The sequence below is a fragment of the Portibacter marinus genome (assembly GCF_021533195.1).
GTDB classification, from domain to species: Bacteria; Bacteroidota; Bacteroidia; order Chitinophagales; family Saprospiraceae; genus Portibacter; species Portibacter marinus.
Genome location: NZ_JAJNKB010000005.1, coordinates 273,164 through 289,617, shown reverse-complemented (window position 1 = coordinate 289,617; position 16,454 = coordinate 273,164). Strand labels below are relative to the sequence as shown.

Below are 16,454 nucleotides of genomic sequence, written 5' to 3'. Positions count from 1 at the left end.
GGTGAGGTCTAAATGCTTCGTATCCTTGTGGATTATTTTCAAATAATAAATAAATATGGCTCGTAAATTTTCTAATGAAGCAAAGCTTGGTTTGTTAGCTATTGTGACATTAACCGTTTTAATCTGGGGCTATCGTTTCCTCAAAGGGAAGAACTTGCTTGATAATTCTAATACATATTACATAACCTATGCGGATGTTGACGGTTTGTCTTCCTCTGCTGCTGTATATATCAATGGCTTTCAGGTCGGAACTGTCACTTCAGTGAAGCTTAAACCTGATGATGTCGAGCAAATATTAGTGACGATAGAAGTGGATGGAGAAATACAAGTACCGAAGACAGCTGAAGCGGTGCTTACTGCATCTGGGATCATGGGAGGCAAGTCCATCATGTTAGAATACGGCAACGAGGACATGGCTAACGGTATTCTTGAAAATAAATCTTATATCAATGGAAGTTCCAAAGGCTTATTGGGTTCAATGGTTGATGCTGATGAAGTTGACATTTATTTTGATAAACTATCAGCAGGTTTTTCGCAATTAGTGGATACCATCACCAATAGTTCTCCTAATACCGAAGAAAGCATTAAAGAAAGTTTGGAGGATTTTCAAAATACCATCAAGAACTTATCTGGCATTAGTAATAAATTAAATGTTATTCTCGCTCGATCTTCGGCGAACCTGGATGAAACGCTTTCCAATGTAGCTTCACTTTCAGAGACGCTTAAGAATTCAAACGGTAAAATCGCGAGTATCATTGATAATCTGGATAAGGTAAGTACAGACTTAAAAAATGCAGAAATTAGTAAGACCGTTGGAGCTGCAGAAGGCGCCATTGGCGAAGTAAAAACGAGCTTAACCAGTATTCAAGGAACTGTCAAAAGTGCTGAAGAGGCCATTTCAAACATCAATCAATTGATCGAAAAAGTAGAGAATGGCGATGGGTCTTTAAGTGCTCTGATCAATGATAAACAGCTTTACAATAACCTGGAAAGTACTTCTCAAAACCTTGACTTGCTGCTCCAGGATTTCCGTTTGAATCCAAAGCGATATGTCAATGTTTCTGTTTTTGGCAAGAAACAATCTGAATATACATTACCCGAAAATGACCCGGCGACCCAAATAGAACAGGATACAATCGTCAAAAATTAAATTTTTAAACGATATTTACTTCCGGAGATAAGGTTATACCAAACTTTAACTCAACGTCTTTGATGATCATTTGAGCAAATTGCCAAATTTCAGACCCCGAAGCGTTTCCGTGATTGACTAGGACCAACGCTTGTTTTTCATAGCTGCCGGCATCGCCGATTCGACGCCCCTTCCAGCCGGCTTTTTCTATCAACCATCCTGCAGGCACCTTTATATTGTGTTGATTCACAGGATAAGAAGGAATCAAAGGATATTTATGCTTAAGCGCTTCAAATTCTTCGATGGAAATGATTGGGTTTTTAAAAAAACTTCCGGAATTACCTAATTTTGCAGGATCAGGAAGCTTGCTTTGTCTAATTTCAATGACAGCATCACTGATTGCTTTAATCGTAGGTATATCATTGAATCTTGCTGCTAAAGGAGCATAGCTGATGTTTATTTTATGATTGGACTTAGTCAACTGAAAGTAGACGTAGGTAATAAAATATTGGCCTTTCAATTCTTTCTTAAAAACAGAATCCCGATATCCAAAATGACAATCCTCCTTTAAAAATGTTGTTTTTTTACCATTTTCAATCCTAATCGCATCAAGTTTCAGAAATATTTGATCCAATTCCACTCCGTATGCCCCTATATTTTGTATGGGAGAAGCTCCTACCGTACCTGGTATCAATGATAAATTCTCCAGCCCTCCATAGTCATGTTCAACTGCCCATAAAACCAATGAGTGCCAATTGACTCCGCCTCCCACTTTAAGGATTACACTTTCAGCAGTTTCTGAATCTATGATGATGCCATCAATTTCATTTTTCAAAATGGTCAGCTCTTGATCACTTGAAAGTAAAAGATTGGAACCACCACCTAGAATGAAGTAAGGTCCATCTGTTTCTGATAAAACTTTCTGTAGTTGATGTTCAGAGGAAATCTTGTATAACAGTCGACATTTTACATCAATACCAAATGTATTGTATGCTTTAAGGCTGACATCTTCATATTTCTTCATATTACAATAATATGAAATATAAAGACATTTTAATCATCAAATCTATCCAGCTTTCTTTTCAATTTGGTAAAGCCTCGCAAATTGATGTTATAAGAAATACCCACATTCAGGGTCGAAGCTTTGGATTGAGTGTCCCAGCCATATCTGATAAAGGATTCTACTATAAAACCACTGATTCCGTATCCATATCCTATTTCACCAATCATCACAGGATAGAATTCGCGGACAACGTCTTCCTGAGCGGCACTGGTATTGACTCCATACCATTCAGTTCTTGACATTTGGTACCCACCACCAATTGACCAGCCTGATGTCAACTCTGTGTTGAACCCACTATTGGCATTGAAATTTAGTTTGGCAAGCAGAGGAAGTGCAAGATTTCCCATTCCTTTATAATCGCCTACGGACAATGCCGTAGAGCCCCAATTTGCGTGCGCTTCTACAGAAACAGAAAAATTTTGACCACCTATCCAAATCTTGGGTCCAATGTGGAGATTGAGAATGGCATTTCCCGCTGAACCACCATCCGGGTTAACATATCTTTGGTAAACATCGTTACCTACTACAAATCCCAAACCAACCTGGGCTTGCATAGATGTCAAAGAAAGTAAGGTCAGAAGAACAAGAAGAAAGAATTGTTTCATTTTAATAAAGTTGGGTTGTATAAATGATCTAAACTTTCGACGAATGAATGTTTTTAAAAGTTACACATTATTGCCTTGAAATTGCAATTTAGCCAGACTTGAATATGCGCCATCTTCTCTGTCAGCCAAATCCCTGTGTGTACCTTGCTCTACAATATGGCCATTTTCTAAAACGTAAATCTGATCAACATCCACAATAGTAGATAATCTATGTGCGATAATGATAGAAGTTCTTCCTTTCATTAAGGTATTCAGCGCGTCTTGTACCAATTTTTCAGATTCGGAATCCAATGAAGAGGTGGCTTCGTCGAGAATCAGGATTTTTGGATCATTGAGAATGGCTCTTGCAATGGCAATTCTTTGCTTCTGACCACCTGATAATTTAATACCTCTTTCTCCAATCAATGTTTCAAAGCCATCTGGAAATCTTGATATGAACTCATAAGCATTGGCTTGTTCTGCAGCAATGCGAATTTCTTCATCTGATGCATAAGGTTTACCATACGATATATTTTCCTTTATAGATCCACCGAAAAGCAATACTTCCTGTGGAACAATCGAAATGACTGACCTAAAAGCTGTTAAGTCAAACTCCTGTATATCCTTGCCATCCAATGTAATGATGCCACTATTCAAGCGATACAATCTCATCAAGAGCTGAACAATTGTAGATTTGCCAGAGCCACTCTGACCTACCAAAGCAATCTTTTCACCCGTATTAACAGATAAGTTAATTCCTTTTAATACTGGAAGATCCGACCTGCTGGGATAAGAAAAGTGAACATCTTTGAACTGAATACTACCTTGTACGTCAATGGCCTCTATATCCTGATCCAGCGTCAAATTCATCTCTCCATCAGTCTCTAATATTTCTCTTAGTCTCTCAGTACCTCCTAATGTGGAAAGTATCTGGGTGTAGAAAGTGCCCAAACTTCCTAGTGATCCCCCAATAAAGGCCATATATGTAATAAAAGCAATCAATTCGCCAATGGTCATAGTTCCATTATCTACCATTCTGAATCCATACCACAGGATGAAAAATATTCCTCCGAAAAGTACTACTATAATGAATGTCGAAAACAATGCCCTATATTTTGCAAGGTCAAGCGAAATTTTAACAAGCTTGCTTATCTTCTCACCATATCTTACAAACTCGAATACTTCATTCGCGAAAGCTTTAACCGTACGAATTCCTTGTAGCGATTCTTCAACCACTATATTTGTTTCTGCCAATTCCTCTTGTCTTTTCTTCGATAACTTTCTGACAAATCTCCCAAAGAAAACCGCCCCCACTACAATAAAAGGGAAGGATACCAGCATGACCACGGACAACCTAGGTGCTGCATAAATAACGTAAGCAATTCCAACCACCAGAATAAAGATTTGTCTGAGAAACTCAGCAAGTGTCACAGAAAATAATTGTTGTAACTGGTCAACATCTGATGAAATTCTACTCATTAAGTCCCCTACTCTATTCTCTTCAAAAAAGAAAACAGGTAAAGTGATTAATTTTTGATATAGATTCTTTCTGACATCTGCCATTCCACGTTCGCTTACCTGTGCAAAGAAAATCACTCTGAAATATGAAACCAATCCTTGCACCACTAGTAAAACCAGAAGAATCTTAGCAATAGATTGAAAATCTAGGCCATATTTGGAATTTCCCGTTGCGATATCAGCCATTTGACCTGTTAACCATGGAAACACCATCACCAATAAACTGGAGATCGATAACAAGATCAGTCCGCCGATAAAATACCACCGATAAGGCCTAACAAACTTTAGCATTTTCCATGCTTCTGAAAGTTGGGCTCTAGTTAATTTCTTAGGTTTTTCCTCTTTTTCTTTCATATCTTAAATTGCCGCAAAGGTAGTAATTCTGAACCACTCTTAATTTGGAAAGTTTTCAGATGATTTTAATTTTGTAGTCAAATCAAATTTCTAAAGTGATGAGATTTTATATTTTGTTGTTTTTATCGGCCATCCTTTTGACACAATGTGAGGAAAAACCTGAATCTGTACCCGGAGGGATCGATCTTAGTAATTTTGAAACGAAAGCCATCAACGGAAGCAATGCTTTCTATGTGGTAAAGAAAGGGCCTGCAGGCAACAATTTGGAAGAAGGCATGGTCGTCAATGGTCTGCAGGATGGAACTTGGGTAACCTACTGGCCTGATGGTGATGATATGAATAAGATTAAATCCGTCATTTCATATGTCAATGGTGTCGTAAATGGCCCGTACATGGAATTTAACAATCGTGGCCAGGTGGAAAAACGGGTAACTTATGTCAATAATCAATACCATGGATTATATTCAGAATACAAATTCGGAAGACCGATCAAGGAGTATATGTATGACGAAGGTATACTGGACGGTGTATCCAAAGAATATAGCGATCGTGGCAAGCTTACCAAGGAAACTGGGTATAAGGAAGGCAAAATTCACGGCACTTACCGGCAGTATGATGAAGAAGGGAATGTGGTGTTAGAATATGAGTATAAGGACGGTGAAAAAATCAGTGGTGGTATCGTTACGAACGAATAAATACCATTTATTCAACATATAAAATTATTTTTAATATGTATATTTGGCCTTGCTAAAATATGCATACTTGAATACCAATCCCTACAGTCTAAGCAATAAAGAAGTAGAAATACTTGAATTTTTAGGAAAGGATGGAGCCATCGCATTTCTAAAATCTTCCGATTTGTCCAGAAGGACACTCGTCTTAAAGTCATTCCTATTTGCACGACTTGCGGAAGGAAATACCTTCATCTTTAGGACTTCTGCTAAAAAACAGTTGCTTAATATATTGGATGAATGGGGCTTGAATGATTTGGTTTTAGAATTGATGAAGGACACATACATCACCAGAGATCAACTTGATAAGAATGTCTATACAGACAGAGATTATCAAGTAGAAGCCATCAGATCACATATAAAATACAATACGCTCCTATCGAAATTAAGATCTATTCAAAGTAGCTACAATGAAAATGTTTTTGGCAACTATTCGCGAAAAAAATTAAACGAGTTTTTGTATTTATCCAATAAAAGAAATTTAAATCACAAACTTGATTTGGATATTTCTGCTAAAAACTACACCTACACCCAGAATGAATTCTGGACCATTAGAAATAAGATTGAGAAAGCCAGCAAATACTTTAAGAGTACTTATAATTTCTTGAAAACCAGTGATGATTTTAGTAGCGATATATATAAAGATTTTCATCTGTCTGAAAATCAATCCATCATTTTCAGTTATCTGAATAAATTCCTTCAGGATGCCGTAAATCTGTCAGATCAATATAGGAATGCCTTTCAAACTATCAGTAATCAAATGTACGCCAAGTTCAGAGCTCAAATTCAAAAAATCAAGGCATTAAGTGAAGAGCTGGAACTTAAAATTTCTTATTTTCAAATAGAGCAGGATCTTGCCCCAAAGAAGAAAGTTTTTCAAAAAAAGACTGATCCATTAGATGAATCTAAAAAAAATTTGCGGGCGATTTACCAGTTACTGATCGATGCAATTGCAGAAACCCCGCTCTATAAAATAACTTGTCCTGATAACGATTGGAATCCTGATGTAGAAAAGCTCAAAAGCTTTAACATTGACCTACAAAAACTACTGAAGAACGCACACATTATCATTCAGTCAAAAGTGGAGGAGCAGTTGGAAATCATTAATGCCAATAATTATCACGCTCCCGAGCTTATCGATATTAATCAGGAGCAGCAAGCATTGATTTTTGCCATCAATGGTTCTAAAATCTTTAAGGACGCCATACATAATCTCAGTATCAGCTCATGGAAAAATTACAGTTTTCTTAAAGAATTGGTCAGTAAACTCAGAAAAGCAAAACTCTTTCTTGAGGCCAATATGCAATATGCCATTTACCGTAGCTTTGAATTTTCACTAGACAGTAAGACCAATGCCATTATCACCGCCATGGAAAATGTTAAAACTCATCTTTGGTTGGATTCATTTGAAGCATGGTATTTTAAAGCACTTTTTGACAAGTACTATATTCATGAATTGACTGGTATAGAATCTAAGTATCAACTGCTTGCTCAATATAAGCATCTGGACATCAATTTCGAAAGCTTTAGAATTGCTCATGCCTTTGACCGATTGAGATACAACAAAGATTTATTACACAAGAAAATTGGAAAGAATGGATTGGACTGGAAATCAGCCCTCATTGCGGATCGTGATGGATTTAAGTATAATTTCCCGATCATCGTTTGTGATGAGGATTTTTTCACTTCTGAAATAGCCCATTTAAACTATGAGCATTTGATATGTATTGAGAACGAAGATGTACCGTTAAATTTGTTTGCCAACTCGCACTTCAATTCTATTCTGATGGTTGCTGAGAGAAATTTTAGTCGTTCAGTTTTAGAAAATGCTCATTCGGCGAAGAATTACCAACACAAACGGCAATTTCATCTTAAGAGCAAAGCCATTCCTTCCGGGGAAAAATTAAATGACAGCGTTGGATTTAATCTTCAGATGGCTAAATATCTCACCTATGTTCTTCAGGAAGTTTCTTATGAGAAGCAATTCTACAGTGGTAAAGACTTCAGCATCATTACATGCATGTCCGATTTTTGTTCCAAATTGTTGGAAATCGAATTACTGGACCATCGAATAAAAGCGCTTCGACACGATGGGATCGATTCTGGAATCGTTGATGATGTTATTATTAAAGATGATGTCTCTAAATACCTGATCATTCAGGATGGGTTTTTAGATTCCGAAATAGATCTGGAATGGCAAATTTCAGCACTCCATCATTTACAACGCGCAGGCATCAAAGTCCTAAGCCTGGATTCTTTTTCCTTAGCCATGGCGGAAGATGGCAAAATTTTACAACTACTTGAAATTGCTGAGTTGCCATTGAAAAGAAAAGCGACGGTAAAGCATGAATCTTAACCTGGACCTCTTAAAGCAATCAGGCAAACTTGAAATTTCCGAATCAGACGGAAAAAAATGGGTGTATGATATCATTCGCAAGAAACCAATTGTGTTGTTGCCCGAAGAATTGGTACGTCAATGTATCATTTGGTATCTGGTTGATGAAAAAGGGGTTTCAAAGAATTTAATCAGTGTGGAACGAGGGATTAAGGTCAATGGCTTATTTAGAAGATGTGATTTGATTCTCTATGATCGCAATATTTTACCGTACATGATTATCGAAGTAAAAAGACCCGGGCAAGCCATAACACAAAAGGTATTTAACCAAATCGCCATGTATAATATACCTCTCCGAGTTCCTTACCTGATGGTGTCTAATGGCATCGACAATTATGCCTGCCACTTGAATTTCGAAAAAAAGTCCTTCGCATTTATTGATTACATTCCGGCACCTGAAAAATTCTAAGGAAAATCATAAATTTGATAAAAAACAAGTCATGAATTGGAATCAGGAAGAATTTATAGCTTATTTACTCATTTATGCGTCCTATGCTGACGGAGAATTTTCTCCTGAAGAACGACAGCTCATTCTTGAAAAAGTAAGCAATGAAAGTTTTCATCGAATAATGGCTGAGTTTTCTTTAGACACCGAAGACGATAGACTTCGCAAAATCAAGGAGTACGAAGGTGTCTACTACCCTACTTCTGATCAAAAACAAGAACTCAGACACATGGTTCGACAACTTTTTTATTCCGATAAAGTCTTTTCAGATCAAGAAAAAAAGATGTGGGACAGGTTATCTAAAATCATTTAAGTTTTCTTAACGATTTTGTTAAAAAAGCGCTAAGCTGACCCTTGCATTGATACTTACTTCGTTGGTTTTTCGTCTCTAGTGAAAATCAATATTATGAAAAAGACAATAGCTTTATTTTTATTTCTTGCTTTCGGATTCGTAGCAATCCAAGCACAAGACAATTGGAAAGGAGGATCCAATGAGATCAATGTTGGTGTCAAACCATTTCGTTTTGGACCTACAAGTCTTCAGTATAAAGCCAAGATCAGCAGGAAAAATTGGATAAGAATGGGGATCACTGATCTGGGACTTAGAGACGGTGAAAGCGGATTTAGACTGGGTTTAGAAAAACAAAAGAACCTTCTTTTGAGATCTAGATTGGTTTATGGTTTAGAACCAGGAATCCACTTTGATTACGACCGAATCGATAACAATTTCGCCGCTTATGATGTGGATCTGGGGTTTCCCGTTGGAGTACAAATACACTTAACTAAAAAGTTATTGCTCGGATTTGAGTCCCGACCCCATGTTGGCATTTATGAAAGTTACGTAGTAGACGATCAGCCAGAGAGAGTCAGTAAGTTTGGAGGTGGTGTCGATTTATTCAATGGAATAAAATGCAGATTGGGTTACAGATTTTAGTTTAGATAATAAGTTGGAAGTAGGCTGCTTAATGAACAACCAGCAGCCTACTTTTTTCTAATCATGTCAGGCACATCTTTCACGACGATCTGAATCGTCTGGCGTAGCCTTTCTTCGAAAAGCACTATTTTCCCTTTCCTCAAGCTGGTAATAAGGTCCTCTGTATAATGCCTTAATGTGATTAACTCTAATCCATGATCTATTACAATATTAAATTCGTGTTGAACATCTTGAATCAAATGCTCGATACGTTCTTTTATATCGTTGGTACAAACAGAAAAACTGATGGCTGTGTTTCGCATCATATTTATGCGCACTCTGTGATCATTAAATTTTTTAAATAGTTTACTTAAATGTTCTTCACCAACAAAGGAAAAATCTTTGGTTGAGATATGTATCAACGCCTGATTAGGCTCCACAACGATCATGGGTGGATAAGTCAATTCGATTTCTCCACTGATTAAGGTACCTTCTGCTTCTGGGTGTTTAAAAGACTTAACCCACAGTGGTATGTTCTTATTCTGAATGGGCTTGATCGTCTTCGGATGGATAACTTTAGCTCCATAGTAGGTCATCTCAATGGCTTCTTTGTAGGACAACCGGTCTATTTTTGCAACATTTTCAAAAAGTCTGGGATCAGCGGTCAGGATGCCGGGCACATCTTTCCAAATCGCCATATACTCAGCATCCAAACAAAAGCTAAGGATAGCTGCGGTGAAATCTGAGCCTTCACGCCCTAAAGTAGTGGTAAGTCCATCGTTAGTCCCTCCGATAAATCCTTGTGTAATGACTAAGTTTTTGTCTGCAAGAGTCTTCTTGACATGTTTTTCGGTGGTTTTCCAATCAATGATTCCTTCGCGATAAGTGTCATCAGTACGAATAATCTCTCTTGCATCGATTAATTCATTGGTGATACCGATCTCATTCAAATATTCTGAAATGATAGTTGTTGAAATGAGTTCACCGAATGAAACCACCTGATCATAAGCCATATCATAAGGCATGTCTTGAAATTTCACAAGATTTTCCTCAAGTTGGTCTAATAATCTCGATAACTGCTGATTTTGCTTACTGGAGCCATAGAGATTTGTAAGAATCTCCTCGTGACAAGTTCTTAACTGAGTGACTAATTCGCTTTTATTTTCATTATTTCTGGTAGCTCTCAATATTTCCTCTAAGGCGTTAGTAGTCTTACCCATAGCGGAAATGACGACGACTAATGGACCTGATGAATAAGCCTTAATAATGGCTGCAACATTTTTAATATTCTGAGCATCGGCTACTGATGCTCCACCAAATTTATAGACTACCATTTAACCCCAAAGATTAGCAGGATATACACCCTGCTCTATTAAATTATTCAATTTTTCAACCACCACAGGTTTATCCTCCTTATAAGTAACTCCGAACCAAATGGATTCTGACTTTAAAATTTTCACGCTAATGGTGCCTTTTTTAATCAATGTATCGAGCGCAGATGGTATATAAAACTCAGACTTTAGTTCCTGGCCGCGTTCTTTTAAAAATTCTGCAAATAATTGATTGGTATATTCGAAAATAGAGGGCTGAAAGGCAAAAAGATTCATGGAAACAAGGGTATCGGGAGATAATTCAGTCATCCCATTTTCTTCAGGATAAGCTACTTTACCGTTGCTATGAACTCCAATTTTTACGCATTCTTTGATATCAATTAGATTTCCATTCTGATCGACATTACATACTCCTCTATTAACTGTTCCATGTTCGGAAAGTGTATTCTCAAGCAGGTAACTGATTACTGCATAAGTGTCTTCATCTGGTGCACTTTCAAAAAACTGGGCCGCGATTTTAAAAGCTTCTTTACCGTAGTAGTCATCACCGTTGATAACACAAAATGGCTCTTTAATTTGGTTCTGAGCAACGAGAACAGCGTGCATGGTTCCCCAGGGTTTTTCCCTTTCTGGATGTACTGCGATGCCCTCTGGTATGTCATCCAATTCCTGTGCAACATATTCTAAAGCTACTTTATCACTGAATTTTCCATCAAAAACCTCTTTGAATTCGCTTCTAAAATGTTCCCGTATGATAAAAATAACCTTATTAAAACCTGCTTCTATCGCATCATAAATAGAGTAATCTATAATCGTCTCACCATTTGGCCCAAAGGCATCCATTTGCTTTAGACCTCCGTATCTGCTTCCCATGCCAGCTGCTAAAACCAGTAATGTTTTTTTTTTCATTGACTTTAATTTAGGTGCGCAAGATAATAAATTAAAAAAATTCTTAAATTGATCATTGATTTAAAATCACTCCATCAAGACTTCTAAGATTTAACAACAAAACGAATTAGATGACTTTATCAGGATTAGACTGGACGATCGTAGCTATATATTTTGTATTTGTCCTGGCGATCGGTCTTATGGTATCGCGCAAAGCTGGAGCCAATGTTTCTGAATTTTTCTTAAGTGGTCGAAATATGCCATGGTGGTTATTGGGCATTTCAATGGTGGCTACTACATTTTCAGCTGATACTCCTAATCTTGTTACTGATCTGGTCCGACAGAACGGAGTATCGGGAAATTGGGGCTGGTGGTGTCTACTGATTACGGGTATGTTGACTGTTTTTGTCTATGCTAAGTTGTGGAGAAGGTCAATGGTTTTAACAGATATAGAGTTTTACGAGTTGAGGTACAGCGGAAAGGCAGCAGCCTTTCTCAGAGGTTTCAGAGCACTCTATCTTGGTTTGATATTTAATGTGGTGGTGATGGGTGCTGTTTCACTTGCAGCTGTTAAATTCGGTGAGATTATACTAGGCTGGCCTGGTTGGGAAACTCTTTTGATTGCTGGATCTATCACGATATTATATAGTACGCTTGGAGGACTTAAAGCTGTCGTTATTACAGATTTTGTTCAATTTATCCTTGCGATGATTGGGGCGATTTGGGCTTGTATTTATATTGTCAATCTTCCTGAAATCGGAGGGGTGTCTGAGTTAATTACGCATGCCAATGTAGTCGACAAGATCAGAATCTTTCCTGATTTCTCAGATCCATCGATATATGTACCGGTGTTGATTGTTCCACTTGCTGTTCAATGGTGGGCATCTTATTATCCCGGGTCTGAACCTGGAGGTGGAGGATATATTGCCCAGCGAATGTTTTCAGCGAAAGATGAAAAAAATGCCATAGGTGCAACGTTGATTTTTAATATTGCACACTATGCGCTCCGACCATGGCCGTGGATTCTAATCGCGTTGGCTTCACTCATCATTTTTCCGGAATTAAGTGACATTCAGGAGGTCTTTCCTACGATTTCAGAAGGTAAGCTCGGACACGATACGGGTTACCCTGCTATGTTGACCAAACTTCCTTCGGGTCTCCTGGGCCTTGTTGCAGCATCGCTTATTGCAGCTTTTATGTCTACCATGTCTACACAAATGAACCTGGGATCCTCTTACCTTGTCAATGATTTTTATCAGCGATTCATCAAACCAGAAGCCACTGAAAAAGAGAAGATCATGTGGGCCAGAATATTTACAGTAGGTTCTGCTATTTTAGGTCTTGGTTTTGGACTTTTACTTACCGACGCTTCAGGGGCTTTCAATTTACTTTTATTGCTTGGCGCAGGGACTGGTCTGATCTACCTATTGAGATGGTTTTGGTGGAGAATCAATGCGATGACTGAAATCATTGCCATGATTGTTTCCCTGATTGTAGCTGCCTACTTTAGTTTCATTAATCCTTATTTCTCACGATTGAATGCCGAGGTGGGTATTTCACCTGAGGACGTAGTTATCAATCATGGGCTGGAAGGCTGGCAGACTCTTATCGTAGGTACCATTATTACTACTATCGTCTGGATCTTGTCAGTCTACTTTACCAGATCCACAAAAATGGCCACACTTATTGATTTCTATCAAAAAATAAGACCTGGCGGCCCTGGTTGGGATAAAGTTAAAGCCTACGCAGCCACTAAAAATATACCGATGCCTACGGAAAATGGTAATCTTCCGCTTGAATTGACATGCGTTGTGGTAGGATTTGTATCCGTATATGCCTTGTTGTTTTGTGTAGGAAATTGGATCTACGGTCAAATCACATTGTCCATTATTCTAGGAGTTGTTTCTGTGCTAGGAATCCTATTTTTACAGTATGCCTGGAAACGATTAAAGTTTTAAATTATTCGAACATGTATAGACTTTCTGAGTTTACTTTAATACATTTGTAGAGCAAATTAAAACCTGGAGAATTAAATATATAAGAAAATTATTTAATATATTTGATCGTTCCATAACCGAATAATTACTTCCATGAAGCATTTCTTAACGTCTGCTTTTGTACTTGTAATAACCCTTCAGTCTTGTGTCAAAGATCAGATGACGCCTATACCTGATTTGGACTATGAATTGAAGGAACTTCTTTCTGAAGTTTCGCCCAATCGTAAATCAGATTTCTTCATCACCCCCAATCGTGATGACCTGAACAATATACCACAAGATCCTAAAAACCCTCTTACCGTATCCAAAGTCGAATTAGGTAATCTCCTTTTTTATGAAACTGGTATTGCAAAGGATGCCTTAAATGAGGAAGGAATTGGTACTTACTCATGTGCTACTTGTCATATTCCTGAGGCTGGATTTAAGCCTGGAAAAGCACAAGGTATTGCAGATGGAGGTGTTGGATTTGGAATTTTCGGTGAAGAAAGGGTTCGAAACATCAATTACGCTGAAGAACAAATGGATGTGCAGGGAGCCAGACCTCTAAGTATGATCAACGTTGCCTATGCAGAAAACTCTATGTGGAACGGTTCCTTTGGATCAACTGCTACAAATGCTGGACAGGAGCATTTATGGGAGCAAGATGAAGCATTTCATGGAAATCTAGAAGGATTTCACGGATTAGAAGCTCAGAATTTCGAAGGAATGAAGATTCATCGTTTATTTATCGATAAAAGCATTGCTGAGGAGTTAGGATACACAGAATTGTTTGATGCTTCATTTCCGGAATATGAAGGGGATATAAGATATTCAAATACTACAGCTGCTCTGGCATTGTCTGCATACATCAGAACCATATTTCCAAATGAGGCTCCATTTCAGAAATGGCTAAAAGGGGATCATTTTGCAATGAGTACGGATGAAAAGAAAGGGGCGATATTATTTTTTGACAAAGCAGGATGTATCAACTGTCATAAGTCTCCTGGATTAAGCTCGTTAGAATATCACGCTCTGGGAGTTAAAGATATGTATCAGCAACCCTCTTTTGGTACTTCGGCAGAAGACAAAAGAAACCTTGGGCGAGGTGGATACACGCAGTTAGCAGAAGACAATTATAAATTTAAAGTTCCCCAACTTTATAATTTGTCAGATACTCCTTTCTATTTTCATGGAGCAAGTTATACTGATTTGGAAGAACTGGTAAAATATTTCAATGATGCTATTCCAGAAAACCCAAATGTGCCTGATGAGCAAATCTCACCACTATTTAAGCCTTTGAACTTAACTGATGAGGAGATTGATCAATTAACCTTATTTTTGGAAAGATCTTTAAGAGATCCGTCTTTAGAAAGGTATTATCCAGATCACATCTTCTCTGGAAATTGCTTTCCGAATGCAGATTTCCAGTCACGAATGGATTTAGGGTGTAATTAGGTTCTTCTTCATTTTAAAATGCGGAATTCCTACTTCAACAAATTGATCTCCGACTACTTTATATCCTAATTTTTTGTAAAACTCGACCACATTATCCCTTGCATTTAACTCTATTATATCGTAACCTAAGTGAGTCAGGTAGTTTTCAGCATATTGAACCATTTTTGAACCTAATCCCTGGGATTGTAAATCTTCTACAACCGCAACTTGTCGCATTTTAACCACTTTATCTGAAAGTGGTACCAATACCATACAAGCGCAGAGTCTTCCCTCTTCAGTGAAACCCCCAAGGTGAATATGCGCATATTCCTCGCTTAGTTCTTCTTCTTCAAACACAATACCCAAAGGTGCACGTAGAATCTGGTCTCTTAGTGCAACACTCAGAGCATACAATGGAGTAGCAAATTCATAAGTTTCAAAATTGACCTCTCTCATACTCTTATATCTTTTTTTGAGCGTACTGATGAATCGAACACTGTTAAGGAAATATTAATTTATATTGTGAAAACCTGTATCACTGGATTTTTATAAAATAAAGTTGTAATTTTAGAAAATATAGGCCGTATATTCTCGTTATGGATATATAAAATGCAAAATAGAAGTCATTTTGACTTGAAAATATAAGTAGTGAGAGTTTTTTCGTAAGTGGGTTAGAGCTGGAGAGTTCTAACCCTTTTTTTTGGACTACTTTAACAAATCTAGAGCCGATCACTATCTAACAACTCTTGAGCCGATCACTATCTTTTAACTTCTAAATATTTAGAGTTATATCCGGCAAAGATTCCAAATCCTTTGTTAATCCCAGATTGCTTGATATTAGAATAGACCCTCACTGCAGAAGTGTTGGCAGATCCTATAGACGATTGTGCTAAATTGTATTCCTCTAAACTTTTGTAGTATTCATATAACTCAGGACTTGCATTCACCATTCTAATAACAGAGGTTTGATTTCCATTTGCTTCATCAAGGCTCTTCTTGCTCAAAAAATCGAGCGATTTCTTCTGTCCGTTAAAGTTTTCATCTTGTATAAAAAGCCTCCTTGCAACATTCCTGTCTCCATATACCTGAACATCAGAACCATATCCGGATAAAGGTGCCAGCTCGCCATTAGGCAATTCAATTTGGAAAATATATTTCTCCCCCATATCCATACCGTCATCGATAAGTGCTGAAATTTCCATAGCCGGACCATCAGAAAGCAGAATAGTATTGGTATCCAAAACAGAATCATTACCTAATAAAGGAACAGAGCTGGTAGCTGTGAAAACAGTTTCAGGCCAATTGGGATGTGTAACTTCCAGGCTGTATCGTCGCCCGGGAAAGGCAGTCAACTTTGAGGAGGATTTGTAAATTCCTAATCGGTTACTTTCAGTAAGTACTTCTATCAATTTTCCTTCTCCATCCTTTATGGCAACATAAGCATCAGATACAGATTCATTCTTACTGTTGGGGTCCAGAATGTTCCGACTCGTCTTCAATTTGACATTGAATCGCTTGTTAACGTTGAAGGTACAATTGATGATTAGTTTAGGCTCAATTTCATTACTAGCAAAATTAAAATCCTTCGTGCATGTGACCATGGAAATAGCACAAAGCAAAAATAGACACACCTTCTTAAAATTTAAGGCTTTATTCATTGCTAGTAGTTAGTGAAATATGAACAACTCAAATT

General features: G+C 37.6%; 15 protein-coding genes. 8 read left to right on the top strand and 7 right to left on the bottom strand.

Annotated features, from left to right (window positions below; genetic code table 11):
- Window positions 1-55: 55 nt before the first annotated feature.
- Window positions 56-1,150, top strand: coding sequence for an MlaD family protein (locus L2567_RS13910; protein ID WP_235298401.1), 1,095 nt, complete (start codon window positions 56-58; stop codon window positions 1,148-1,150).
- A gap of 4 nt (window positions 1,151-1,154) precedes the next feature.
- Here the strand turns inward: L2567_RS13910 and murB are convergent, their stop codons facing one another.
- The 3 genes from murB to L2567_RS13895 are packed head-to-tail and all read right to left on the bottom strand — an operon-like array spanning window position 1,155 to window position 4,648.
- Window positions 1,155-2,153, bottom strand: coding sequence for a UDP-N-acetylmuramate dehydrogenase (murB, locus tag L2567_RS13905; protein ID WP_235298400.1), 999 nt, complete (start codon window positions 2,151-2,153; stop codon window positions 1,155-1,157).
- Between the two features lie 29 nt (window positions 2,154-2,182).
- Window positions 2,183-2,797: a hypothetical protein gene (locus L2567_RS13900; protein ID WP_235298399.1), complete on the bottom strand. Its 615-nt coding sequence runs from the start codon at window positions 2,795-2,797 to the stop codon at window positions 2,183-2,185.
- Window positions 2,798-2,857: 60 nt separating this feature from the next.
- Complete coding sequence (locus L2567_RS13895) at window positions 2,858-4,648, bottom strand: ABC transporter ATP-binding protein (protein WP_235298398.1); 1,791 nt, start codon at window positions 4,646-4,648, stop codon at window positions 2,858-2,860.
- 98 nt (window positions 4,649-4,746) lie between these two features.
- On the opposite strand from L2567_RS13895, the gene L2567_RS13890 reads away from it, so the two are divergent.
- From L2567_RS13890 to L2567_RS13870, 5 genes are all read left to right on the top strand, one after another.
- Entirely contained in the window at window positions 4,747-5,343 is a 597-nt protein-coding gene (locus L2567_RS13890) for a toxin-antitoxin system YwqK family antitoxin (protein ID WP_235298397.1), read from the top strand.
- Between the two features lie 67 nt (window positions 5,344-5,410).
- Window positions 5,411-7,735, top strand: coding sequence for a hypothetical protein (locus L2567_RS13885; protein WP_235298396.1), 2,325 nt, complete (start codon window positions 5,411-5,413; stop codon window positions 7,733-7,735).
- Complete coding sequence (locus tag L2567_RS13880) at window positions 7,725-8,183, top strand: type I restriction enzyme HsdR N-terminal domain-containing protein (protein ID WP_235298395.1); 459 nt, start codon at window positions 7,725-7,727, stop codon at window positions 8,181-8,183. Before L2567_RS13885 ends, L2567_RS13880 begins: the two co-directional genes overlap by 11 nt.
- 31 nt (window positions 8,184-8,214) lie before the next feature.
- Window positions 8,215-8,532, top strand: coding sequence for a tellurite resistance TerB family protein (locus L2567_RS13875; protein ID WP_235298394.1), 318 nt, complete (start codon window positions 8,215-8,217; stop codon window positions 8,530-8,532).
- Window positions 8,533-8,625: 93 nt separating this feature from the next.
- The gene (locus tag L2567_RS13870) at window positions 8,626-9,153 is read left to right on the top strand and encodes a hypothetical protein (protein WP_235298393.1); all 528 of its coding nucleotides are present in this window, start codon (window positions 8,626-8,628) and stop codon (window positions 9,151-9,153) included.
- A 47-nt stretch (window positions 9,154-9,200) separates the two neighbouring features.
- Here the strand turns inward: L2567_RS13870 and L2567_RS13865 are convergent, their stop codons facing one another.
- On the bottom strand, window positions 9,201-10,466 hold the full coding sequence (locus L2567_RS13865; protein ID WP_235298392.1) for an aspartate kinase: 1,266 nt from the start codon (window positions 10,464-10,466) through the stop codon (window positions 9,201-9,203).
- Complete coding sequence (locus L2567_RS13860; RefSeq protein ID WP_235298391.1) at window positions 10,467-11,372, bottom strand: nucleotidyltransferase family protein; 906 nt, start codon at window positions 11,370-11,372, stop codon at window positions 10,467-10,469.
- Window positions 11,373-11,482: 110 nt separating this feature from the next.
- On the opposite strand from L2567_RS13860, the gene L2567_RS13855 reads away from it, so the two are divergent.
- The gene (locus L2567_RS13855) at window positions 11,483-13,309 is read left to right on the top strand and encodes a sodium:solute symporter family protein (RefSeq protein WP_235298390.1); all 1,827 of its coding nucleotides are present in this window, start codon (window positions 11,483-11,485) and stop codon (window positions 13,307-13,309) included.
- Window positions 13,310-13,441: 132 nt separating this feature from the next.
- Window positions 13,442-14,782, top strand: a complete 1,341-nt coding sequence (locus L2567_RS13850) for a cytochrome-c peroxidase (RefSeq protein WP_235298389.1) — start codon at window positions 13,442-13,444, stop codon at window positions 14,780-14,782.
- Here L2567_RS13850 and L2567_RS13845 read toward each other — a convergent pair.
- On the bottom strand, window positions 14,768-15,217 hold the full coding sequence (locus L2567_RS13845) for a GNAT family N-acetyltransferase (RefSeq protein ID WP_235298388.1): 450 nt from the start codon (window positions 15,215-15,217) through the stop codon (window positions 14,768-14,770). The genes L2567_RS13850 and L2567_RS13845 overlap by 15 nt on opposite strands.
- Before the next feature lie 302 nt (window positions 15,218-15,519).
- On the bottom strand, window positions 15,520-16,419 hold the full coding sequence (locus tag L2567_RS13840) for a DUF4249 family protein (protein WP_235298387.1): 900 nt from the start codon (window positions 16,417-16,419) through the stop codon (window positions 15,520-15,522).
- Window positions 16,420-16,454: the final 35 nt, after the last annotated feature.